Raw genomic sequence first — 22,812 nt, forward strand, 5'->3', positions numbered from 1 at the left:
CGGAAGAGAGTAGTATTGATAAAAAAGAACTACAAAAAATAATTAAAGCATTATAAATCTGCTAAAAGCAGTTTCAATATATACGTATGAAAGTTTCAGTATTGGCCAGTTCATTAATTGGTTCAGAAATTATTAAAATTGGTAACGAGGTTAACGAAATGAAACGCAAAGGCGCTTCAATTGCCAACTTAACCATCGGCGATTTCGACGCCAATATCTACCCGATCCCGACTGAATTAAAAGCAGGGATTGTGGATGCCTACAATGCAAACCAAACCAATTATCCACCTGCTGACGGTGTGTTACCATTACGCGAAACCGTTTCGGAATTATTGAAAGACAGGTTTGGACTGGAATATAACACCAATAGTATTTTGGTTTCGGGTGGTTCGCGTCCTTTGATTTATGCTACTTATCTGGCTTTGATCGATCCGGGCGATACCGTGGTTTTTCCGGCACCATCGTGGAATAATAACCACTATTGCCATTTAACTTCCGCAAAAACCATTGCAGTAGAAACCGATGCAGCGCATAACTTTATGCCAACTGCAGCACAGTTGAAACCGCATTTAAAAGGAGCAACATTATTGGCCTTATGTTCGCCATTAAATCCTACCGGAACAATGTTCGATGCAGAATCGCTGGCCGAAATCTGTGATGCTGTTTTGGAAGAAAATGCAAGCCGTGGAGCAGATGAAAAACCATTGTATTTAATGTACGATCAGATTTATTCGCTTTTAACTTTTGGCAAAGAGCACGTAAATCCTGTTTCATTACGTCCGGCAATGCGCGAATTTACCGTTTTTGTTGATGGCAGTTCGAAATGTTTGGCGGCAACCGGTGTACGTGTAGGCTGGGGTTTTGGTCCAGAGGATATTATCAACAGGATGAAAGCATTGGTTGGCCATATGGGCGCCTGGGCGCCAAAAGCCGAGCAGGTAGCTATGTCTAACTATTTTAATGATAAAGTGCAGGTTGATACTTTTTTAACCAGCTTTAAAGGTCAGATCCAGGATAGTTTAAATGCCCTTTATAACGGTTTTAACGAATTGAAAAACGAAGGTTTTAATGTTGATGCCGTGGAGCCGATGGGCGCCATTTATTTAACCATTAAAATTGACTATATCGGAAAAACGACTGAAGATGGTAAAGTTTTAAAAGACAGTGCAGATGTAAATTTCTACCTGATCAAAGAAGCCGGAGCTGCTTTAGTACCTTTTTCTGCCTTCGGAAACGAAGATAGTATGCCTTGGTTCAGGGCTTCGGTTGGGGCCTGTACCCTGCAGGACATTAAAGATATGTTGCCTAGGATTAAAACAGCTTTAAGTAAGTTGAAATAAAATTGTAAATAGATAAGAGAACCTCTTCAATTAATTTTGAAGAGGTTTTTTGTTTTTATGCCATTGACAGAAACCGTTTTCGGTTTACAGTGGTTAATTTAATAATCTTTAAATTTGTATATTAGTTTAAAATCGCATTAATATGGAAACTTACCTTGTACATCCCGATAAAATACAAGAGAAAGCTTTAAAGGCATTTCTAGAGGCTTTAGAAGTCCCTTATGAAATAAAAAAAGACGATGCCTTACCAACACATGTTGTATCAGGAATAAGGAATGGACAAGATGATATCAAAGCGGGGAAAAGTTTTTCTTTAGAAGAATTTAAGGAAAAAATTTCAACGATCTGATGGGGTTGCCCGTAATCATATCAGAAACAGCATTAAAAACTTTTGAATCGATCTGCGCTCAGATACGTGAAAGACTAGGTGAAAAAGCAGTAAGTGACTTTAAAAAGAATACCATTAAAATTTTAGAATTAATTGGCAATTCGCCATTCATTTATAAGCAAACAGCAATAGATCCAAATATCAGGCAAGGGGTAATTAAAAAGATTTGTTCTGTATTTTACGAGATTAAACCCGATCGGATAGAAGTTCTTTTCTTTTGGGATAACAGACAGGAACCGGTGTTCTTCTAATTTTTTATCATTAATACGAAAAAACCTCGCAGGTTTTTAAACGGCGAAGCCCTCAATGAGGCCTTTAAAAAAATAAATATGCCGAATTAAACCTACGAGGTTGATCTATTGTAGACTAATGACTTCGGACTTTAGACTGAAGACTAATCCTCCCGACTCCCATCATCTGCCATGCGCACCATTTTTGGTTCAAATTTAGCCACTACATCAACGAGTTCGGTTTGTGCAGCCATCACTTTGTTAATGTCTTTATATGCCATTGGTGCTTCATCTAAACCTGCACCGATTAAGGTAACATTATGGTCTTTTAAAATGGCCTTCATATCCGATTTTGTAATCGATTGAAAAGCTTTCGAGCGGCTCATTGCACGTCCGGCACCATGCGATGCCGAGTTGATGGCATTTGTTTCACCCTTTCCCCTCACTAAAAATCCTGGCGCCGTCATACTCCCCGGGATAATCCCCATTACACCTTTGCCTGCTGGTGTAGCGCCTTTTCGGTGCACAATTACTTCTTCGCCTTCGAACATTTCTTTCCAGGCAAAATTATGATGGTTTTCTACTTTGGCCAAAACTTTTGCGCCAATAGCCTTGGTTAACCTTTTATGGATCACTTCATGACAAGCCGAAGCGTAATCCCCGGCGAGGTTCATCGCGATCCAATATTCTTGTCCTTCAGACTTATTCAGATCGAGATAAGCAAGATTTGCAGCCTCTTTAGGGAGTTTACAGATCTCTTTCGCCAGTTTGGTATAATGATCTGCAACGGTAGCCCCAAAACCACGCGAACCGGAGTGCGTTAGAAGTGCTACATAGCGACCTTTATCGATATTTAAAATCTCATCGCGCTCTGCAAAATCGATAATACCCCATTCAACAAAGTGGTTACCACCGCCCGAAGTTCCCAATTGTGCCCAGGCTTTTCCATGTAGGTTTTTAAGAAAAGGCGTAGAGTTAAAGGCTTCATCTTCTAAAACCTCATGATCGGCCCTTTCGCTACCTTTAAAGTTTTGACCTGCGCCGAATTTGGTAAAAGCAATCAATTCGCGTTTATACATCGCATCTTTCCCGAAATAATGTTTTTCAGGAATATCGAAAATACTCAAAGCCATTCGGCAACCGATATCTACACCTACACCGTAAGGGATAATGGCATTTCTGGTAGCCAAAACACCGCCAATTGGCAAACCATAACCTTGGTGCGCATCGGGCATTAATGCGCCCGCTACAGAAACCGGTAGTTTCATGGCAATATCCATTTGGTTTCTGGCGCCTTCTTCAATATAATCGGCACCGAAAATGGAATAATCTTTAGGGCTATCAATCAGTTCGATGGTTCCATCCGGTTTTGGGTTGGCTTCGTCAATTACAGCTGTTGCCAACGTATTCAATACTTCGTCACCCAAAAAACTTTCGGGGTAATCTTTTACTTTTTTAAATAAGGCAAGCAATTCTTTTTCATCGGTATCCGCAAAATTTTCTTTCAGGATATCTAAAGCAATTCCTATAATTTTTCCTTTGGTATAACCTATTTCTATCAGGTTGTTACCTGTTATGTTGTTGTTCATTGTTTGTTTTTTAATAAGCGTAAAGTTCTGCTCTCATTTCTACAAGTACAGATTCAATCAGCTTTGCATCTGGTTTTTGCTGAAGCTTGCTCGTTACTGTTTCTCTTTCTATTTGTAGCATCAGATCTTCTGCCATATTTAATATTTCATCGTATTCAAAATCGCCTCTTTTTATAGCTAATAGCTCATCCCTGTTCTGCCGTTTTACATTAAGTTTTCCATCACGTACAATTTCGAGTGCCACCTGAAGTAGTCTGATGGTATGCATCATGTTTTTAGCGTCATAATCTTTGCCATGGCTTTTGTTTACTGTATACCTTACTTTATTCCGTTTTTCTACCCATTCCCAATATTCGCTATGCTCTTTACAGTAGGATGAGTAACTATCCTGATTGAAAAAGAGATAGGCAATTTCTTTTTCCCCGGCAGGTACAGAAGAAACAGAAACTTCGTTAGCGGTTTCTTTATTGGCGATTCCTTTATAGTTAAATTTCTTTTCTGCATCGTGAAATAAAGCATAAAGATTTTTAGTGTTCGGAATTTTCGCTAACCCACAATCTACCTGCGAAATGCCATTTTTTGTTAACCAGCTTTTAGCTTTTACCGATGAGTAATTAACCGTAATGAAACAAAAATCAAGTATCGTTTTTCTTCTCTTCGGCATTGGGTTTAAAATTTTTTTATTTAAACCTTTTGCTTTCCTGATCTGTGTTAAGGCATATCCACCAAAAGTATCTTTGCATAACCTGGATAAAATGATATCGATATTTAGCTTATCCATTATCGGATCCCTGTAAAGGATACATTCTTTTGGCGTAGCTAAAATTTCTACAATATTTGGATTATTCTTGATCAGTAATTCAATAAAACGGCCGATTTCATAATAAACCTCATCGTTACTTTCATTGCTGATCTGTGGGATATACTTCAGGCCAAAAAACATTTCTTTTGGCATATAATATATTCCTTTGATATCAGTGTCTGATTGTGGCGTATCCAAACCGTAAGCTTTACTACCGCTTAAGCATTCAAATAAAAGCAGGTTCTGATCTTTTAAATCTTTAATGGTCATAACGGCTTATTGTATTTCTAAAAAAAACATCGAGCATTTCGTTATCGAAACTTTCTTTTGGCAGTTCTTTGGCTCCTTCAGTACAGTTTTTAAACTCTTCATCAATGTATTTACGCAGTTCTGTGTCTATTTTGATGATGAAACCTTCTGCAGAGGTTGATTTCAATGTGATTAAATCTTTAACCAATGTTTGAAGCCGTATTGGCATCAGGGTTAAAAGCGGCCCTATGGTCATTGGGGCAATCGTGTTTTTCTCCAAACACCATTTTGCCGAAAGTAAAGGGCGGAGTACATAAAAAAGCTTTTTGATTTTGATTTCATCGCCATTTATTACGGTTTCCAATGCACCGTGTGCTATTCCCAGGTAATGGTTAATATTTGTCTTCCTGTAGAAATATGATTGGCACAATGTCCATAATTCGTCCTTAAAATGAGCCTGTTCCCCATAAACAATGGGCGACTGTAGCCATTCGAAAGGAGTAGTGTTAGATTTTTGTATCAATTTAAGCACCTTTTTTATGTCCCAACCATAAATGTCAAGTTCATTGTTGATCGGAAAACCCAGCTGATCATCTTTCTCCGAAACGGAAAGATAATAATTAAGCGGGCGTACATAGATAAAACGGACATCGAAATCGCTATCCGGTGATGGAAATTCCCATCCACGGCTTCCCGATTCGCAGGCAAATAATATCTTGATATCGTTTGCCCTTTCTATTTCTGCAAGTCTGTTTATGATGGTTGTTTTCATTTTATGTTTTATTAATCCCCGGCAGGCAACATGCACCTAACCGAGGGGTTTCTAAATTTAGTTTATTTCACGAAGATCTGTTTCAATTGATCTACAATTTGTCCGCTGCCTGATAAGCTGATGTTGTTGATTTTCTCCGCGATTTTCTCTACGTACTCCATCTCCTTCAGCTTATATAACATATTGTTATCCTCCATCAGTTTAGCCGTATTCAGTAAACTTCTCGTCGAGGCTGTTTCCTCTCTCCGGGTAATGATATTGGCCTGTGCCCTTTTTTCGGCTACTAAAACCTGATTCATGATTTCCTTAACATCACCTGGTAAAACAATGTCTTTAACACCGCAGTTGGTTAATTTTACACCAAGGTTTTCAACTTTATCCAAGGTAATTCCCATTACCATTTCGGCAACTTTTTCTTTGCTTTCCATCAATTCATCAAAAGTCATTAAGCCAATACACGCTCTTAATGCCAATTGCATGGTGATGTACAATTGTTTTTCGAATTCCTTGTTATCCAGTAATGCCTTGATAATATCCTCAACTTTATACTGGATACTGAAGTTTACCCTCAATTGCGCTTTATCTTTAGTTAAAATCTCCTGACCGATAATCTCCATATTCAGTTGTCTCACATCGGTTTTCAAGAGCTGAATAGTGGTACTGTTTTTCCAGTAAACATAATTTCCTGCTTCAACCACACTTTCGAATTTGCCATCGATAAATAACAGCCCTTTTTCGAACGATTCTACTTTATAAGCCCTGATGTAATTCAATAAAGGTGCTTTTTCGAGTAAGTTTTTATCAATAGTTCCGTCTATATTAATATTACTGATATCTACTTTAACAAAATTGTATTCAGACAGACCTTTCCAAATGGCATGTCGGCCAGCAGTTAAAACCGACTTAAAGTTTTTGTTCTGGTAAACCAAAACAAGTTCATTATCGGCAACGCTTACTAAGTGGATCAGATCAGCAAAATCTGCATTTTCCAACAATATATCCAATTCGGCAACTGAGTAATGGTACTCTTTGGCCATATCGTAAAAAGCAATGCTTTCGCCAAAACCTAACCAGTAGGTACCTGCTGTTAAAACGTTTTTTAATTTTCCTTTTTTAAACACCAATCCAACATAATTGGTGTTAATAGTTACTCTTTTCATGTTTTTTGGAGTTAGCCCCACCTAAATCCTCCCCTTGAGGGGAGGACTTAAATAGGTATGTTAATTTTCTCTTAAAAGCGCTGCGCAAGAACATTTACCTGTTTTTTGCGGAAAAAAAAGTTGATCAGGTTTGTTTAAAAATGAAATGCGGTTTTTTCTTATTGGTTCATACTCCCTTCGAGCATTTTACCTTTTTCGATTTAACCCATTTGATTTTTAAATCTTTTCCTGCTGCACTAATTCTTACTGAGCAAACACAGATTTACTTTTGGGATTCCGAAAAATCTTTAAGCCAAATGCGGTTGCGCAACGCTGGTTTTGGTGGGCGGTTTGAAAAGTTGCCCTTCTTTTTGTTTAGTGTTTGAGACTATACAGCATTACCCTTATGCGATTCCAAGTGACAGTTGGAAGCAGGATTCGAACCTGCATTTGGTGGTTGTTACTCTACCCCTGAGTTATTCCGGCGGGCCGGAAGTGGGATTCGAACCCACGGCACACAACGTGTTCAGACAATCTATCATAATCGTTATCAGTATATTCTACGCAATGTGCCCGAATACTTTGGGGTTGTTCAGAAACCCGCAACATTGGATAAGTTTTATTTAGTATTGCCATTCCGATTATTGATCGGAATTTCTTTATAATGATCTGATCTGCATTAACGCTACCCTGTTCCACCTATCGGGAACAGGGGTTTCTAGCTGAACCAGGTAAACCAGAACAACATAACAGAGAGCGCGTATCATTCAAAACGTAAACTGTGTTTTACAGATTAGATTGTTATTATTAATATTTTTCAAAGAACTTTATCAACTGGCGACATTACAAAGATGCCATCACCACTGCGCAGCCGATTTGCGTAGCGAAAAATATTTTATGGTTTTTTGTTTAAGTGATTGATTATTATGGTTTTAAATTTTGTTTTTTATTAAAAATCTTTCTTTTTGCTATAAACTGCGCATTTGTATTGCGTAGATGTGAAGCGCTTTTGTATATTTAGGTTAAAGAAAATCACCAGATTTTTGATAAAAACTTAAAACCGCTATAAAATGGCTGTAAATAAATTAGCGCTCATCAGGTATAAAACCATCGACGATTGTTTGAGAAACCGTTTCCGAAAATGGACTTTAGAAGATCTTATCGAAAAGGTATCAGAAACGCTTTACGAGCTGGAAGGCATTACCACAGGTGTGAGCAAGCGAACTATTCAGGCCGATATTCAGCTGATGCGGAGTGATAAATTGGGTTATAATGCACCGATTGTAGTAAAAGATAAACGTTTTTACGCTTACGAAGACCCAGCGTTCAGTATCACCAAAGCACCGATCAATAATGCTGATGTTGATAAAATGAAAGAAATTGTTGGCGTACTGAAGCAGTTTAATGCCTTTAATTATTTCGATGAGATGAGTGATATGATTGCCCGTTTGGAAAATAACCTCTACAAATCGACTAAACAGAGTGGTAATAATATCCAGCTGGAAAGTAATAAACTGGTTAAGGGATTGGAATGTATTCCGTCCTTGTATCAGGCAGTTTTAAACAAACGATCATTATTGATTGAGTATAAATCATTCAAAGCACAGCAATCGCAACAGGGAATTTATTTTCCATACCTATTAAAGGAATACCGGAACCGTTGGTTTTTGATCTGTAAAGCAAAAAAGCGACCAGGGATCTTAAACCTGGCTTTAGATCGGATTGTCGAATTTCAGGAGCTACCCAACGAAGAATTTTTTGCTTATCAGGGAGTAGATTTCGATCGCTATTACGATGATTTAATTGGTGTAACCAAGAGCGAGCGCGACCGTGCACAAAAAGTAATCCTCGAGTTTACCAATGATCATGCGCCTTATGTGGTAACCAAACCTTTGCATCCATCGCAGGTAATATTGACAAAAAATGATAAAACGACCACCTTTAGAATTGATGTGGTATTAAATTACGAACTGGAACGCGAAATTTTGGGCTTTGGAGAATGTGTTAAAGTACTTTCGCCACGATTGTTGATTTCTAAAATTAAAAGAAGATTGGCAAAAACTTACGAACAATATGAAACAGAAATTGATATTAAAGTTTCGGGCTCCTAAGCTTTTGCCAATAACGGTTATTATTTAATAATATTGACGGTTATTTGATGGTTAAACATGCTAAAATCTTTTACCGAACGTAATGAGTACGATATTGGATAAGAAATAGCCGTGTTATTAAATGCTTCAAATTCCTGAGCTATGGCCTTAATTTCACTTAAACTTTTTGCAACCTTGATGAACGATTTTTCGCTGCCACTCCTGGCATAAAAAGTAACTTTTGCGGTATTTAAAGCCTGTGTTTGTGCCGGTGTTAATTCTTGCTTTAAAAGCACTGTTTTTAAAGCAGTTTTCAATGTTGCAAAATCGGTATCTGCTTCTCCTAAAATTAGGGTATTATTGCCATATACAATGCCATTAATGTAATATGCATTATTTGAGGCGTTAATCTTCGCTGCATCTGCCACAGATAATAACTCTGTTTTATCCGGCAGATCCATGTATAACGAAAATTTATTGTTATTAGTGAAAAAATAAGAAGCGTGTTTTTTGGTAATCCGCGTAGAAGTTGTAATTCCGCTTTTTTCGAAAATTGATTTTACATCACCATTGTTTGAAAGGAAATATTTGACCACATTATAATCCTTAAATTCTTCTTCCGAATAACGCTGACTTTCAATGGTATTATTGATCGTTAAATTTTTAGTATAAGCAGAAATCTTGTCTGCAGACGGAATACTATTAAAGGTTTTGTTTTCAATACCTACTATAGAAGTAGAAGCGGTTATAGGCAGTGGTGTGTATTGATCTTTTAAAGAAATCAATTCAAGATTGTTCCCGTTTTGTTTAATGTTGAAAATTGCTCCGGGAAATATCTGCGATACGTTGCTATCATCAACAATGAAAGAGTCGAATTTCCAGGTTAGGGCTTCAGTTTTATCTATTTCGGTTGGATTAACAGGAATTACAGGATTAACTGGATCGGGGGGGATTACTACTGGATTTTCAGTTTTTTTGCACGAAAATGTTAATAGCAAGGCAATAATAATCAGAGAATGGTTTAAAATGTTTTTCATAGGGTTGTACAGATAGTGTGTTTGAATACCTGCACACTTACAACTTTTATGCCAGAAACTATTTTTTTAGTTTTTGCTTGTGATGAAATGTATTAAAAAAAACCTCGCAGGTTTTTGAGGCCTGCGAGGTTTACATTTAGCTTTTAAACTCGCTTGTTTTATGGAATTCGATATCAGGATAATCCTGTTTGGTTAAATTGATCATATATTCGCTATCGGCCAGGTAAACCGGATTGGCCTCCTTATCGAAACCGATATGCTGTTGCTTACGTTTTACAAACTCATCCAGTTTTTTCCTGTCGGTAGAAGTTACCCAGCTCGATCGGGTGTAACTCAAGGTACGGAAACGGCATTTTGCACCATATTCGTGCTCTAATCTGAAATTGATTACCTCAAACTGAAGCTCACCAACTGCACCGATCACTTTTCTGTTTCCCGGCTGCATTACAAATAATTGCGCTACACCTTCGTCGGTTAATTGCTCGATACCTTTTTCCAATTGTTTGGTACGCATCGGATCCATGTTTTCTACCTCTTTAAAAATAGAAGGAGAGAAACTGGGGATACCTTTAAACTGCAGTTTTTCGCCTTCGGTCAGGGTATCGCCGATTTTAAAGTTGCCGCTATCGTATAAGCCCACCACATCGCCAGGCCATGCTTCTTCAACAATACTTTTTTCGTTCGCCATAAAATCCATCGGGTTGGAGAATTTCAGTTTCTTATCCTGACGGGTATGGTAATAAAATTTATTGCGTTCAAATTTACCCGAGCAGATCCTTAAAAAGGCAATCCTATCACGGTGTTTGGGGTCTAAGTTGGCGTGGATCTTAAAAACAAATCCACTGAAATTTTTCTCCCCAACCAATACATCACGTTCTTCAGCCTCTCTGTGGCGTGGACTTGGTGCGATATCGATAAAGGTATCCAAAAGCTCCTTGATCCCGAAGTTATTAATCGCACTGCCAAAAAATACAGGTGCAACCAAACCATCGGTATATAAATCCTTATCTATTTTACCATAAATGCCATCAACCAGCTCAACATCATCTTTTAAGGTGTTGATTTCGTTTTCTTTCAGGTAATTCAATAAAGATGGATCATTTAAATCGTTTGCCGCTACAACCGAATCGGTTACCTTGGTTTTATCCGAATTGAATAAATTTAAATGTTTGTTATAAATGCTGTAAACACCTTTAAAGGTATGTCCCTGACCAATTGGCCATGAAAGTGGACAAAGGCTGATATTTAGTTTTTCTTCAATTTCGTCCAATAAATCGTAAGCTTCTTTACCCTCACGGTCCATTTTGTTGATGAAAATAATTACCGGTGTATTACGCATGCGGCAAACCGACATCAGTTTTTCGGTCTGTTCCTCCACACCTTTAACACAATCGACCACCAAAATCACACTATCCACGGCCGATAAAGTCCGGTAAGTATCTTCGGCGAAATCTTTGTGACCAGGCGTATCCAAAATATTGATGCGTTTACCGCTGTATTCGAAACCCATCACCGAAGTTGCAACCGAAATACCACGCTGTTTTTCGATCTCCATAAAATCGGAGGTATTGCTTTGGTTCGCTTTGTTCCTTTTTACCGCACCGGCAGTATTGATGGCACCACCAAAAAGCAGAAACTTTTCTGTCAGTGTGGTTTTGCCCGCATCGGGGTGACTAATAATGGCAAAGGTTTTACGTTTTTCTATTTCAGGGTTAAGCATAATAAAATTTTGGGTGTAAACAGGTGATGAAACCTTGTTAAAGGAATTTAACAGCTATAAGATTTGAATATTGTTGTTTCATCAGGCCGCAAAGATAATAAAAAGCTTTATCATTAATTGTTAGGTTGTTGTATTGTTTTATTGTTGGGGCGAATAGATTTGGAAAAGCAGGGGCAGTGGTTCTTTTGTTAATTCAGTTCTGCCATATACTGTAGCTCCGATTAAAAAAAATCGGAGGCTGCCGTTTCTGTCAGGTTTAGGTTGGTTCTGTTAACGTTTTATCCCAGCCAATTGTTAAGTTTCTATTATTTATTAAGCATTATATCTAAAATTATCTCCCTTAAATTAAAATTTCTCATCAATCATTGTTTAGTTTTGTGCTAAAATGTTTAGCTTTATTCGTCCCTCCGTTTATTGCTAACTAAAATTTTACTGCCGATGCCTACTTTAGAAGAAACTTCTATGCCCGCAGAAATTGCGGCTAAATTTGTTAATTACACCTCGAAACATGTTTTCTTAACCGGAAAAGCCGGAACGGGTAAAACAACTTTTTTACGGAAACTCATTCAGCTTACACATAAAAAAGCACTAATTGTAGCACCTACGGGTATTGCTGCCATTAATGCGGCCGGGGTAACCATACATTCATTGTTCCAGATGCCTTTCGGTGCATTTTTTCCTGATGCTGCGGGTGCATTGATCAACGAGAACATCAACTTCAATTTTAATACGCCCAAAACCCTGGTAAAACATTTAAACATGCAGGGCAATAAACGCCGCATGTTGCAAGAGCTCGAACTGTTGGTTATTGATGAGGTGAGTATGTTACGGGCCGATATGCTCGATGCCATTGATTTTGCTTTGCGTTATGTGCGGAGGAACAGAAATCTTCCTTTTGGCGGGGTACAACTGTTGTTTATCGGCGATTTACACCAGTTACCCCCAGTAGTAAAAAATGATGAATGGCGTATTATGGCCAAATTTTATAAGAGTATTTACTTTTTTGATGCACTGGCCCTGCAGGATAATCCACCGGTTTATATCGAACTCGATAAGATTTACCGTCAGGATGATTCGGTTTTTATTGATCTTTTAAATAACCTGAGGAACAATAAAATCACTGCAGAGGATACTGCTTTGCTCAAACAGCACTTTAAACAGGATTTTAAACCCTCTGCCGATGAAAATTATATTACTTTAACCACGCACAACAATAAAGCAGATAGCATTAACCGCGAGCGATTGGCGCAGTTGAAAACCAAATCCTACTTTTTTGAGGCAAAAGTGCAGGGAGAATTTAACGAATATGCTTACCCGAATGATAAAAGTTTAGAGTTAAAAGTTGGTGCACAGGTGATGTTTATTAAAAACGACATGACCGCCGAAAAACGCTATTACAATGGCAAAATAGGGGTAGTGCACCATATTGAAAAGGACACCATTGAGATCGAGCTTCCGGAGGAAAGGACCGTGATTGAGATTTCGCGTTACACCTGGGAGAATGTAAAATATAAACTGGATGAAGCAACCAACGAAATTAAAGAAAACGTAGCCGGCTCTTTTATCCAATATCCCATTAAACTAGCCTGGGCCATTACCGTACATAAAAGCCAGGGTTTAACCTTTGATAAAGCAATTATAGATGTAGGTGAGGCTTTTGCTCCCGGACAGGCTTACGTGGCATTATCACGCCTACGTTCGTTAAAAGGATTGGTTTTAACCTCGCATCTGCGCGATAGTGGTTTGCAACAGGATCAGAATGTGCATTATTTTTCTAAAACCAAGCAGCCTTCTGAGGTGCTTAACGAACAGATCAGTACGGAGAGTTATACTTTTATACGTAGTTATCTGCTGGCAGCTTTCGACCTGAATCTGATCCGTTATTATTTAAAGGAACACCGCCAGACTTTTGATAAAAGCGAAAAATCGGCCAAGCAAAAATATGAAGATTGGACGCAAACGGTTTATGCCGATTTCCAGAAAATAACTGCTACAGCCGATACCTTCGTAAATCAGCTTAAAAATCTATTTGCCCAACAAACAGAACATACTTTGTTTAATGTATCTAAAAGGGTAGTGGCTGCATTGCATTATTTTAATCCTCTGGTTAAAGAAATTTCAGATCGTTTTTTGGCGCAGATTGAAACGGTTAAGGAAGAAAGGCAGATTAAAACCTATGTTACCGAATTGCTGGAACTCGAAATACTGGTGTACGAACAATTGAAAAAAATGCACAAGAGCAAAGCCCTTTTGCAGGCATTGATTGATGGCAAGGAATTTAGCAAAGCCGATACCGATGCACTATTGAATACCGTTGAAAGGAGCAAACAGCTTCAGCAGGCCATCCAGTTAAAAGGCGAAACACTGAAAGTAAAATCTGCTGCCGAGAAAAAGAAAAAAGAACCGAAAATAGATACCAAGTTCGTAAGCTTCGAACTTTACGAGCAGGGTAAAACCATCGAAGAAATTGCAAAAGAACGCGGTTTTTCTGTGGGTACCATTGAGGGGCATCTGGCTTATTATGTATCAACGCAACAACTGGATGTAACCAAATTGGTAAAGGCCAATAAGATCAGAAATATCAGCGATGCGGTGGAGAGTCAGAAAACAAAATCTATGGCAACCATCAGGGAGTTTTTAGGAAAGGATTATTCCTTTGGTGAGATTAAATTGGTGCTGGCATCGTTGTTTCCATCGGAGGAATAGTTTGGTTTAGATTATTAGGGCTAAGATCTGATGTTAAATACAGTATCGTCATTTCGAGCGGAGTGCAACGAAGTCGAGAACCACGAAGTGCTCAGCGAAGCTAAATCTATCTCGAGATAGATCTCTCCATTCCACTGCGTTCCAGTCGAGATGACGATCATTATATAAATCTCTCCCAAACTTAATCTAAAAGCGTATTGTTAATGTTTATTAAAATAACTTCTGTTTTTCAATGTAAACTCCATGCGCGCTGTGGTTTATCTATCATAAAATTATGTTTTCTAAGTAAAACTTTGCGAACTTTGCGGTTAAATGGAGAAAGTTAACGTTTTAGCGCAGTACATGCCTGAACAGGCGGCGCCGCTAATTGCAAAGTGGATAGATTATTTTCAGTGCGAATTTAAAATTTCTAAAACCCGCTCTACAAAACTGGGCGATTACCGCCATCCTTATCAAGGAAAAGGGCACCGTATTTCGGTAAATTTTAACCTCAACCATTACGCTTTTTTGGTTACTACGGTGCACGAGTTTGCACATCTGCTTACCTGGAACGATTTCAAGAATAAAGTGAAACCACACGGTTCGGAGTGGAAAAAGAATTTCCAGCGGATGATGGTTCCTTTTTTTGAACTGAATATCTTTCCGGATGATATCCATAAAGCGATTGATAATTACATGTCTAATCCGGCAGCATCAAGCTGTTCCGATCTGCATTTATCACGTGCATTAAAAAAATACGATAGCAACAAAACCGAAACGCTGCATCTGGAGCAACTGCCGATCAATACCACTTTTAAAATCAAAGATGGCAGGCGCTTTACCAAAGGCGAAAGGATCAGGAAACGGTACCGTTGTGTATGTTTGGATGATAAACGCCTGTATCTGTTCAATCCTTTGGCAGAAGTTTTTGTAGAGAAGTGATCTTCATGATCGTTATGCTGAACTTGTTTCAGCATCCCTCCAGCTAAATAGACCCTGAAATAAATTCAGGGTGACGGCCTCCCTATCTACACAAACTTAAACTCATCACCATCAAATAAACCTTTATCGCTGAGCTTTAAATGTGGAATTACCAATAATGCCATAAAAGAAAGTGTCATAAAAGGAGCGAGTAAAGTTGAGCCCAGATCTTTTGCAAACTGATCGATCGAAGTATAACTTTCTGCTACTTTATAACCATTCTGATTACTCATTAAGCCCGCAACTGGTAAGCCCAAAACTTCTTCTTTTCCATTTCCCAGCGCCACTACCCCCCCGGTTTCTTTGATTACTAAGTTTACGGCTTCGCAGATACTTTTATCATCGGCGCCAACTGCAATAATATTATGACTATCGTGGGCAACGCTTGAGGCAATTGCTCCATGTTTTAATCCGAAATTCTTTACGAAAGATACAGCCACAGGTGCATCGTGATAGCGGTTTACCACCACCATTTTTAACACATCATTTTCCAGGTCGCTGATAATATTTCCATCCGAAACCTTTGGTTTAGCTGATAATCTATTGGTAATTAACTGTCCGTCTAAAGCCTCGATCACCGGGATTTCTTCTTGCCCGGTAAAAGGATAAACAAAATCTTCTTCCTGTTTTAAGCTGCAGTCGAAATGATTTACCGATTCTTTGTCTTCTACGTGTTTTACCCAATCGCCTAAGGTTTTGCCATTTTCGGCAAGTAATAACCCATCAATATAGGTTTGTTTAACCTTGAAGTTTTTTAAATCTTCGATCACGATAAAATCTGCGGGATCATTAAGTTGTAACGCACCAACATCCAGTTTATAGTGGATAATAGGATTGATACAGGCTGCCTGCAGGATGTTGAATATATCGATTCCTTTTTCTACGGCTCTAGCACAGAGCTGGTTGATATGGCTTTCGACCAGGCTATCAGGATGTTTATCATCACTGCAAAACATCATCATTTCAGGCCAATCGTTCAATAAATCGATCAGTGCTTCGAAATTTTTGGCTGCGCTTCCTTCGCGGATCAGGATTTTCATGCCCCGCTGTAATTTATCCAGCGCTTCTTCGGCAGTAAAACATTCGTGATCGGTAGAAATTCCTGCATCGATATACTGTTGTACGGCATCGCCACGTAACCCAGGAGCGTGCCCGTCAACAGGTTTGCCCAATTGATGGGCGGCAGCAATTTTTTTTAAAACTTCTTCGTCCTTATAAAGCACACCCGGGAAATTCATCATTTCGCTGAGGTATTTTATTTCAGGACGTTCTAAAAGCGCTTTTACATCATCATGGTTAAGTTCGGCCCCTGCGGTTTCGAAAATTGTTGCCGGAACACAGCTTGGCGCACCAAAATTGAATTTAAAAGGAACGGTATTCCCATTTTCGATCATAAACTCTACACCTTCCATACCGCAAACATTGGCAATTTCGTGCGGATCGCTGATTGTAGAAACTGTACCATGCACAACTGCTAACCTCGCAAATTCACTAGGGATAAGCATGCTGCTTTCGATGTGTACATGGCTATCGATAAAGCCCGGAGAAATAAAATGAGCGCCATCCCGCTGATCGGAAATTTTGATAATGGATTTTATCCTGCCTTCTTCTACTGCTACTTCTCCAAAGAAAATATTCCGTTTTGAGATGTCGATGATATTTCCTTCGACTTTAAAATTGCTCATTTGTGTTGTGTTTAATTTATCGTCACCCTGAATTTATTTCAGGGTCTTAACTCGAAGATGCTGAAATGAATTCAGCATGACGTTAGAGGTTTAGTATCTTAATAATTTATCTATCGTTTCTGTTAATCTTGCCTTCGCAAGGAAATCCTCTTCTAATACCTTGCTCATCGGGATTGCCGTATCTAAACTCGCGCAACGCATTACCGGTGCATCTAAATACTGAAAACAATGTTCTCCAATCCAGGCCGATATTTCTGCTCCAAAACCGTTGGTTAAGGTATCTTCGTGCAAAATTAAAACCTTTCCTGTTGCTTTTACTGCTTCTTCAACAGTTTCTTTATCCCAGGGTTGCAATGTACGGAGATCGATTATTGTCGCATTGTTTTCTGGATGTTGTTTCGCATAATCCAAAGCCCAATGCACACCCAAGCCATAAGTGATGATCGCGAATTTATCGCCATCGGTTAACTTAACTGCTTTACCGATTTCTGTGGTATAATAGCCATCAGGGACGGGAGCCGTTAAGCTTCTGTACAAGTATTTATGTTCAAAATAAAGCACCGGATTTGGATCTTCGATTGCCGCCAGCAATAATCCTTTTGCCTCTTCCGGGAAAGCCGGGTAAACAATTTTAAGTCCGGGGGTTTTGGTAAACCAGGCTTCGTTACTTTGTGAGTGGAATGGGCCTGCACCCGTTCCGGCGCCTGTAGGCATACGCACTACAACGTCGGCTTTTTCACCCCAGCGGTAATGTGTTTTGGCCAGGTTATTTACGATCTGGTTAAAGCCAACGGTTACAAAATCGGCAAACTGCATTTCAACAATAGCTTTAAATCCATTTATAGAAAGCCCAAGTCCAGCACCAACAATGGCCGATTCGCAGATAGGGGTATTGCGTACCCTGGCTTTTCCATATTTCGCCGTAAAGCCATCCGTAATTTTAAAAGCACCACCATAATCCGCAATATCCTGTCCCATTAAAACCAGGTTGGGATATTTTTGCATGGCCAGATCCAGTCCATCGGTTATGGCATCCAGGTATCTTTTTTCTGTGGAAGATTGCTTAGGTTGGATAACCTGTTGCTCATAAGGAAAATACATGTCGCTTTCTTCCTGTTCTGCATTTGCCTCCGGTTCGGCTTCGTTAAAAGCTTCTTCAACTTCCAGTTCGATATCCCTTTTGATCTGGATTTTGATATCGATTACGCTATCTGATGTTAAAATACCTTCTTCGATTAAGAAGGCTTCGTAATTTTTCAAGGGATCTTTCTGTTCCCACTCATCAAAAAGCTCTTGGGGAACGTATTTGGTACCTGATGCTTCTTCGTGTCCGCGCATTCTGAAAGTAAGGCATTCTACCAACACAGGTCTTGGATCTTTTCTGATTTCATTGGCCAACTGATTGATGGTGTCATAAACTTCAAGGATATTATTCCCGTCTATCTGAATGCCCTCCACCCCATAACCAATTGCTTTATCAACCAGATTTCTGCATCTAAACTGCTCACTTTTGGGTGTGGAAAGGCCATAACCATTATTTTCGATCAGGAAGATTACAGGGAGGTTCCAAACGGCAGCAACATTTACTGCTTCATGGAAATCGCCTTCGCTGGTTGCGCCTTCTCCTGTATAAACCAAAGTGGCGTTAGGCTGTTTACGCAACACATCGGCCAGGGCAATACCATCGGCCAGGGCCATCTGCGGACCAAGGTGCGATATCATGCCAATGATTTTATAATCCTGTGTGCCAAAGTGGAAAGATCGGTCGCGGCCTTTTGTAAAACCGGTAATTTTTCCCTGCCACTGGGCCATTAATTTTTTTAAAGGGATATCCCGTGAGGTAAAAACACCCAGGTTGCGGTGCATCGGCAAAATATATTCGTCGCTTTGCATGGCGAGGGTGCTGCCAACTGCAATGGCTTCCTGACCAATGCCCGAAAACCATTTGCCAATCCTGCCCTGGCGCAAGAGTTTAAGCATTTTGTCTTCAACCATCCTAGGGTAAAGCAATCTTTTATATAAATTCAGTAAGAATTTATCGTCTTTATTTCCCCGATTAAAATGCATAGCTGGCTTTTGATTGAGACTTTAAGAAATATCTAACTGCCATTCGTTCCTGCTATCTTTTACATGTTGCTGGAATTCTTCGTATTGCTGATCGGTAAGATTTAAGGAACCAGCAAATCTCTTCCAAAGGCTTTCTGTCGGCTTTGTATTTTTTTCTAAAATTTTAACAATATCTAAGGCTTCTAAATCCTGTATGAGTTGATATGCCTTTTCATTTGTGATTTCTAACAAAACCGTATCCATATTTCTATTTATTAGTCTCAATATCAAATATAGAAAAATATAAAGGCTGATTAAACTATATTTCAGATCAAAGTCTCATTTAAAGACTAAAGACTAAAGACTAAAGACTAAAGACTAAAGACTAAAGACTCTGGACTTAAGACTCTTTCCCTTTCTTCAACTCTTCCCATTGTTTTGCAAAAGATTTATCGGCCACTTTTGGCATTTCGCGGTATTTGCCCCAGCTCTTTTTGAAGAATCTTTTAAGCATGAAGTTTTTAAACTTTCCGCCAAAAAAATCCATCCATTTACGCTTTTGCATCATTCTGCTGAACATACTCCAGCCAATTTCCTCTTTTTTGCCATTTTCGTGGGTTGCAGCAGCATCTCTACGGTTGAGCAATAACATTTTATGGATATCGATTTTAACAGGGCATACTTCCGTACATTTGCCGCAGAGGCTGGAGGCATAGCTTAAATGCTTAAACTCTTCCATGCCTTTAAAATGTGGTGTAATTACCGATCCAATCGGGCCGCTGTAGGTAGTGTTATAGGTATGACCGCCGATGTTTTTATAAACCGGGCAGGCATTTAAACAGGCACCACAACGGATGCAGTATAGCGCTTGTCTTTGGTCTTTTTGAGCCAACAGGTTGCTTCGTCCGTTATCAAGCAGGATCACATACATTTCTTCAGGACCATCCGTTTCGTTAGGTTGGCGTGGACCGCTTAAAATGGTATTGTAAACGGTTAGGTTCTGTCCGGTTCCGTGCGAAGCCAGTAAAGGCCAGAACAGATCCAGATCGGCCATAGAAGGGATTACTTTTTCAATTCCGACTATAGCAATATGGATTTTTGGAAAAGTGGTGCTCAAACGTGCATTGCCTTCGTTTTCGGTTAAAGCAATACTTCCGGTATCAGCGATCAGGAAATTCCCGCCACTGATGCCGATATCAGCCGTTAAGTATTTATCGCGGAGCAATTCCCTTGCTTTTTGTACAAGCTGCGGTGGAGTGGCATCGATAGGGGTGCCAAATTTATCGTGGAATAGTTGTGCAATGTCGGTAGCACTTAAGTGCATGGCAGGCGTAACGATGTGATAAGGTGCCTGACCTAGCAACTGCACAATGTATTCTCCCAGGTCGCTTTCTAAGGATTCGATGTTGTTTTTTTCCAGGAAATCGTTTAAATGGATTTCCTCGGTTGTCATCGATTTAGATTTGATTACTGTTTTGCCGTTATTCCTTTTAATGATGTTAAGGATTTCCTGCTGTGCCTCATTTGCATCGTTGGCCCAGATTACCTTGCCGCCACGGCGCTGAAAATTAGATTCAAATTCGGGTAGGAACTTATCGAGATTTTCCATCACACGCCATTTAATTACGTGTGCCTTTTTTTTGGATGCCTCTAAATTTTCGAATTTTGATAAGCCGCGTTCAACAGCTGCATTGTATTTACCAATATTGTAATTTATGGTTCTACGATGCGGTAAATCGAAAGCTTTTTCGTCAGATTTCTCTAAAAATTCCTCGGCAATATTCATCAATGATTATTTTGTAATAGGTAACGAATATTAACTGATTTTAGTTTTTAGCTATTTCGTTATAAATTCAAAGATAGGAATTTATGTAGGCGCGAAAAGCGTTAAGCACAAAAAAGCCCCGACATTTTGCCAGGGCCTTGTATTTTTACTTTATTATTTCTTTGGGTTACCTTTTCCGTCCATGTCTACTGCCGGGCGTTTAGGTCTGTTAGCCAGTTCCCACGCGGTAAAGTAGGTTAATTTTGCCCGCTTAGATAATAGTGGGAAATTAATTTTGCTTACTTCATCACCTGGTTTGTGGTAATCCTGTTGCAACATTCCATCGTAATAGAAGATAATCGGAATACCAAGTTTGGCGAAGTTATAATGATCAGAACGGTAATAAATCTGTTCAGGATCTTTTGGATCATCGTATTTATAATCAAGCTTCATTTTGGTATAAGTTGCATTAACCTGCTCGCTTAATTTACCCAAATCGCTGCTTAACATGTTCGAACCAACCGAATAAATATAATTTGCTGAATCTGGTTTGCCCAAATACTCTTCACCAATGCGGCCGATCATATCTGTATTTAAATCTGCAATGGTGTTTTCAACCGGGAAAACGGGATGCTCCGAATACCATTCAGAACCCCACAAACCTTTTTCTTCACCAACAACAGTCATAAATAAAATACTGCGTTTAGATCCTTTTCCGGCTTTTTTAGCATCGGTAAAAGCTTTTGCCATCAATAGAACACCGGTTGTTCCTGATCCGTCATCATCAGCACCGTTATTTACTTTATCTTTTGCATTTGGATCTGTTTCCAAGCCAATATGATCGTAATGACCGGTAAGGATCAATACTTCTTTTTTAAGAACCGGATCCGAACCTTCTAAATAACCCAAAACGTTTTCGCACCTAACAGGGGTTTCTGTTTTTGCAGCACTTGCCGAGAAAGGAACACTTAATACCTGTGAGGCAGGAGCCTGACTTGCAACGATTTTTTTCTGAAGGTCTGCAACCGTAGTATTCGACGCTTTAAATAATTCATTGGCTAAAGCTACCGATACAGATACGCGCGGAATTTCGTTCTGCTTTTGAGCTTCAATGGCGGCATTGGTTTTAACCATTACCCTGCCGTTTTTTGCAATTTGTTTAGAGCTTTCTGTTATTCTATCTACAGCAGGATCGATTAAAATAATCGCTTTTACGTTGTTTTCTGCAAAATATTTTGCCCTTGCTTCTAAACTTGCGCGGTAAGCTGGCCTATCTATCCTCGTACCAGGTTTTAAGGTAGGATCGCCACCATTGAACATCATTACCACTTTTCCTTTGATATCGGTACCAGCGAAATCGTTATAACTATCCTTTTTTATTCCGTAACCGATAAATACAATGTCATCAGTAGAAAAAGTAAAGCCTTTATCGCTTACTAAACTAGGCGACACCAGATAATCTTTTAAGTATTCTTTGGGTTGACCGTTTACGGTTAAGTGACTTTCTTTTAAAGTAACATTAACCAGGTCGATTTTTTGGAAATAGCTACCGTTTACCGGTGCTTTTAATCCCAGCGACTTAAAATAATCGCGGATATAATCTGCGGCCATCCAGGCCCCTTTTGTACCTGTTTCGCGACCTTCGTATTCATCAGATGCCAAAACTGAAAGATGTTTGTATGCATTTTCAGGATTAATGGCCTTACTGAACCTTATCGCATCGGGATTAGGCTTAAGTGGCGTAATTTGGCTGAAACAGCTCGCAGAAATAAGCGAGGCAAAGCCAAGGGTTAAAAACTTTTTGTTCATTATGATAATAGTTAGTTGAGTTTTCTGTTAGCACGAAATTTTTTCAACCCTGTTCTGGTGTCGGCCACCTTCGAAAGCAGTGTTCAAAAAAGTTGTGGTAATTTCTTTAGCCAGTTCTTCTGAAACAAATCTTGCAGGTATGCACAAAACGTTTGCATCATTATGCTTGCGAACCAGGGCAGCAACTTCATTCTCCCAGCATAAGCCGGCCCTGATGTGCTGATGTTTGTTGGCAGTAATGGCTACTCCATTTGCCGATCCGCAAAGTAAAATGCCATAGGTAAATTCACCACTTTCTACAGCAGCAGCAACCGGATGGGCAAAGTCGGGGTAATCTACCGAACTTTCCGAATAAGTGCCAAAGTCCTTTAACTCGTAATCCTTTAAAAAATCCTTTAATATTTCTTTGTATTCAAACCCGGCGTGATCCGCTCCAATAGCAATTTTTATTTTTGTATCAGACATTGTCAAATTTATAGAGAATT

At 39.2% G+C, this 22,812-nt stretch carries 17 protein-coding genes; 5 read left to right on the forward strand and 12 right to left on the reverse strand.

What is annotated here, in order from left to right; genetic code table 11:
- Nucleotides 1-86 precede the first annotated feature (86 nt).
- Complete coding sequence (locus B2V92_RS03130; protein WP_293304746.1) at nucleotides 87-1,340, forward strand: pyridoxal phosphate-dependent aminotransferase; 1,254 nt, start codon at nucleotides 87-89, stop codon at nucleotides 1,338-1,340.
- A gap of 142 nt (nucleotides 1,341-1,482) precedes the next feature.
- Nucleotides 1,483-1,689 carry a DUF2683 family protein gene (locus B2V92_RS03135; RefSeq protein WP_293304748.1) on the forward strand — a complete coding sequence of 69 codons (207 nt, stop codon included), beginning with the start codon at nucleotides 1,483-1,485 and terminating at the stop codon, nucleotides 1,687-1,689.
- 433 nt (nucleotides 1,690-2,122) lie between these two features.
- Here B2V92_RS03135 and B2V92_RS03140 read toward each other — a convergent pair whose 3' ends face one another.
- The 4 genes from B2V92_RS03140 to B2V92_RS03155 form a co-directional block, all read right to left on the reverse strand.
- Nucleotides 2,123-3,547: an RtcB family protein gene (locus B2V92_RS03140; RefSeq protein ID WP_293304749.1), complete on the reverse strand. Its 1,425-nt coding sequence runs from the start codon at nucleotides 3,545-3,547 to the stop codon at nucleotides 2,123-2,125.
- 10 nt (nucleotides 3,548-3,557) lie between these two features.
- Nucleotides 3,558-4,619 carry a DNA polymerase beta superfamily protein gene (locus tag B2V92_RS03145; protein WP_293304751.1) on the reverse strand — a complete coding sequence of 354 codons (1,062 nt, stop codon included), beginning with the start codon at nucleotides 4,617-4,619 and terminating at the stop codon, nucleotides 3,558-3,560.
- The gene (locus B2V92_RS03150) at nucleotides 4,609-5,370 is read right to left on the reverse strand and encodes a nucleotidyltransferase domain-containing protein (RefSeq protein ID WP_293304753.1); all 762 of its coding nucleotides are present in this window, start codon (nucleotides 5,368-5,370) and stop codon (nucleotides 4,609-4,611) included. Before B2V92_RS03150 ends, B2V92_RS03145 begins: the two co-directional genes overlap by 11 nt.
- A gap of 62 nt (nucleotides 5,371-5,432) precedes the next feature.
- Nucleotides 5,433-6,530, reverse strand: coding sequence for a slipin family protein (locus B2V92_RS03155; protein ID WP_293304755.1), 1,098 nt, complete (start codon nucleotides 6,528-6,530; stop codon nucleotides 5,433-5,435).
- 1,049 nt (nucleotides 6,531-7,579) lie between these two features.
- On the opposite strand from B2V92_RS03155, the gene B2V92_RS03160 reads away from it, so the two are divergent.
- A complete protein-coding gene (locus B2V92_RS03160) occupies nucleotides 7,580-8,620 on the forward strand; it encodes a helix-turn-helix transcriptional regulator (protein WP_293304756.1) in 1,041 nt (346 codons plus the stop codon).
- 20 nt (nucleotides 8,621-8,640) lie between these two features.
- Here the strand turns inward: B2V92_RS03160 and B2V92_RS03165 are convergent, their stop codons facing one another.
- Nucleotides 8,641-9,636, reverse strand: coding sequence for a thiol-activated cytolysin family protein (locus B2V92_RS03165; protein ID WP_293304757.1), 996 nt, complete (start codon nucleotides 9,634-9,636; stop codon nucleotides 8,641-8,643).
- A gap of 136 nt (nucleotides 9,637-9,772) precedes the next feature.
- Nucleotides 9,773-11,356, reverse strand: coding sequence for a peptide chain release factor 3 (locus tag B2V92_RS03170; RefSeq protein ID WP_113947614.1), 1,584 nt, complete (start codon nucleotides 11,354-11,356; stop codon nucleotides 9,773-9,775).
- 438 nt (nucleotides 11,357-11,794) lie between these two features.
- On the opposite strand from B2V92_RS03170, the gene B2V92_RS03175 reads away from it, so the two are divergent.
- Both B2V92_RS03175 and B2V92_RS03180 read left to right on the forward strand, forming a co-directional pair.
- Nucleotides 11,795-14,062, forward strand: a complete 2,268-nt coding sequence (locus B2V92_RS03175; RefSeq protein WP_293304760.1) for a helix-turn-helix domain-containing protein — start codon at nucleotides 11,795-11,797, stop codon at nucleotides 14,060-14,062.
- A gap of 312 nt (nucleotides 14,063-14,374) precedes the next feature.
- Nucleotides 14,375-14,983: a SprT-like domain-containing protein gene (locus B2V92_RS03180; RefSeq protein ID WP_293304762.1), complete on the forward strand. Its 609-nt coding sequence runs from the start codon at nucleotides 14,375-14,377 to the stop codon at nucleotides 14,981-14,983.
- Between the two features lie 86 nt (nucleotides 14,984-15,069).
- Here the strand turns inward: B2V92_RS03180 and ade are convergent, their stop codons facing one another.
- The 6 genes from ade to rpiB form a co-directional block, all read right to left on the reverse strand.
- Entirely contained in the window at nucleotides 15,070-16,707 is a 1,638-nt protein-coding gene (ade, locus tag B2V92_RS03185; RefSeq protein WP_293304763.1) for an adenine deaminase, read from the reverse strand.
- A gap of 90 nt (nucleotides 16,708-16,797) precedes the next feature.
- Entirely contained in the window at nucleotides 16,798-18,774 is a 1,977-nt protein-coding gene (locus B2V92_RS03190; RefSeq protein ID WP_293304765.1) for an alpha-ketoacid dehydrogenase subunit alpha/beta, read from the reverse strand.
- Nucleotides 18,775-18,795: 21 nt separating this feature from the next.
- Nucleotides 18,796-19,017 carry a hypothetical protein gene (locus tag B2V92_RS03195; RefSeq protein ID WP_293304767.1) on the reverse strand — a complete coding sequence of 74 codons (222 nt, stop codon included), beginning with the start codon at nucleotides 19,015-19,017 and terminating at the stop codon, nucleotides 18,796-18,798.
- 136 nt (nucleotides 19,018-19,153) lie between these two features.
- The gene (locus B2V92_RS03200) at nucleotides 19,154-20,539 is read right to left on the reverse strand and encodes a LutB/LldF family L-lactate oxidation iron-sulfur protein (protein ID WP_414691886.1); all 1,386 of its coding nucleotides are present in this window, start codon (nucleotides 20,537-20,539) and stop codon (nucleotides 19,154-19,156) included.
- A gap of 153 nt (nucleotides 20,540-20,692) precedes the next feature.
- Nucleotides 20,693-22,327: a M28 family peptidase gene (locus tag B2V92_RS03205; protein WP_293304771.1), complete on the reverse strand. Its 1,635-nt coding sequence runs from the start codon at nucleotides 22,325-22,327 to the stop codon at nucleotides 20,693-20,695.
- 27 nt (nucleotides 22,328-22,354) lie between these two features.
- Nucleotides 22,355-22,792, reverse strand: coding sequence for a ribose 5-phosphate isomerase B (gene rpiB / locus B2V92_RS03210; RefSeq protein WP_293304773.1), 438 nt, complete (start codon nucleotides 22,790-22,792; stop codon nucleotides 22,355-22,357).
- Nucleotides 22,793-22,812: the final 20 nt, after the last annotated feature.

Source organism: Pedobacter sp. UBA5917, assembly GCF_002432345.1.
Lineage (GTDB): Bacteria > Bacteroidota > Bacteroidia > Sphingobacteriales > Sphingobacteriaceae > Pedobacter.

Excerpts from the sequence above, each read along its gene's own strand:
- B2V92_RS03130 (WP_293304746.1), top strand. The coding sequence starts at position 87 with ATGAAAGTTTCAGTATTGGCCAGTTCATTAATTGGTTCAGAAATTATT.
- B2V92_RS03135 (WP_293304748.1), top strand. The coding sequence starts at position 1,483 with ATGGAAACTTACCTTGTACATCCCGATAAAATACAAGAGAAAGCTTTA.
- rpiB (WP_293304773.1), bottom strand. The coding sequence starts at position 22,792 with ATGTCTGATACAAAAATAAAAATTGCTATTGGAGCGGATCACGCCGGG.
- B2V92_RS03170 (WP_113947614.1), bottom strand. The coding sequence starts at position 11,356 with ATGCTTAACCCTGAAATAGAAAAACGTAAAACCTTTGCCATTATTAGT.
- B2V92_RS03175 (WP_293304760.1), top strand. The coding sequence starts at position 11,795 with ATGCCTACTTTAGAAGAAACTTCTATGCCCGCAGAAATTGCGGCTAAA.
- B2V92_RS03190 (WP_293304765.1), bottom strand. The coding sequence starts at position 18,774 with ATGCATTTTAATCGGGGAAATAAAGACGATAAATTCTTACTGAATTTA.
- B2V92_RS03205 (WP_293304771.1), bottom strand. The coding sequence starts at position 22,327 with ATGAACAAAAAGTTTTTAACCCTTGGCTTTGCCTCGCTTATTTCTGCG.
- B2V92_RS03200 (WP_414691886.1), bottom strand. The coding sequence starts at position 20,539 with ATGAATATTGCCGAGGAATTTTTAGAGAAATCTGACGAAAAAGCTTTC.
- B2V92_RS03165 (WP_293304757.1), bottom strand. The coding sequence starts at position 9,636 with ATGAAAAACATTTTAAACCATTCTCTGATTATTATTGCCTTGCTATTA.
- B2V92_RS03145 (WP_293304751.1), bottom strand. The coding sequence starts at position 4,619 with ATGACCATTAAAGATTTAAAAGATCAGAACCTGCTTTTATTTGAATGC.
- B2V92_RS03140 (WP_293304749.1), bottom strand. The coding sequence starts at position 3,547 with ATGAACAACAACATAACAGGTAACAACCTGATAGAAATAGGTTATACC.
- B2V92_RS03150 (WP_293304753.1), bottom strand. The coding sequence starts at position 5,370 with ATGAAAACAACCATCATAAACAGACTTGCAGAAATAGAAAGGGCAAAC.
- B2V92_RS03195 (WP_293304767.1), bottom strand. The coding sequence starts at position 19,017 with ATGGATACGGTTTTGTTAGAAATCACAAATGAAAAGGCATATCAACTC.
- B2V92_RS03155 (WP_293304755.1), bottom strand. The coding sequence starts at position 6,530 with ATGAAAAGAGTAACTATTAACACCAATTATGTTGGATTGGTGTTTAAA.
- ade (WP_293304763.1), bottom strand. The coding sequence starts at position 16,707 with ATGAGCAATTTTAAAGTCGAAGGAAATATCATCGACATCTCAAAACGG.
- B2V92_RS03180 (WP_293304762.1), top strand. The coding sequence starts at position 14,375 with ATGGAGAAAGTTAACGTTTTAGCGCAGTACATGCCTGAACAGGCGGCG.
- B2V92_RS03160 (WP_293304756.1), top strand. The coding sequence starts at position 7,580 with ATGGCTGTAAATAAATTAGCGCTCATCAGGTATAAAACCATCGACGAT.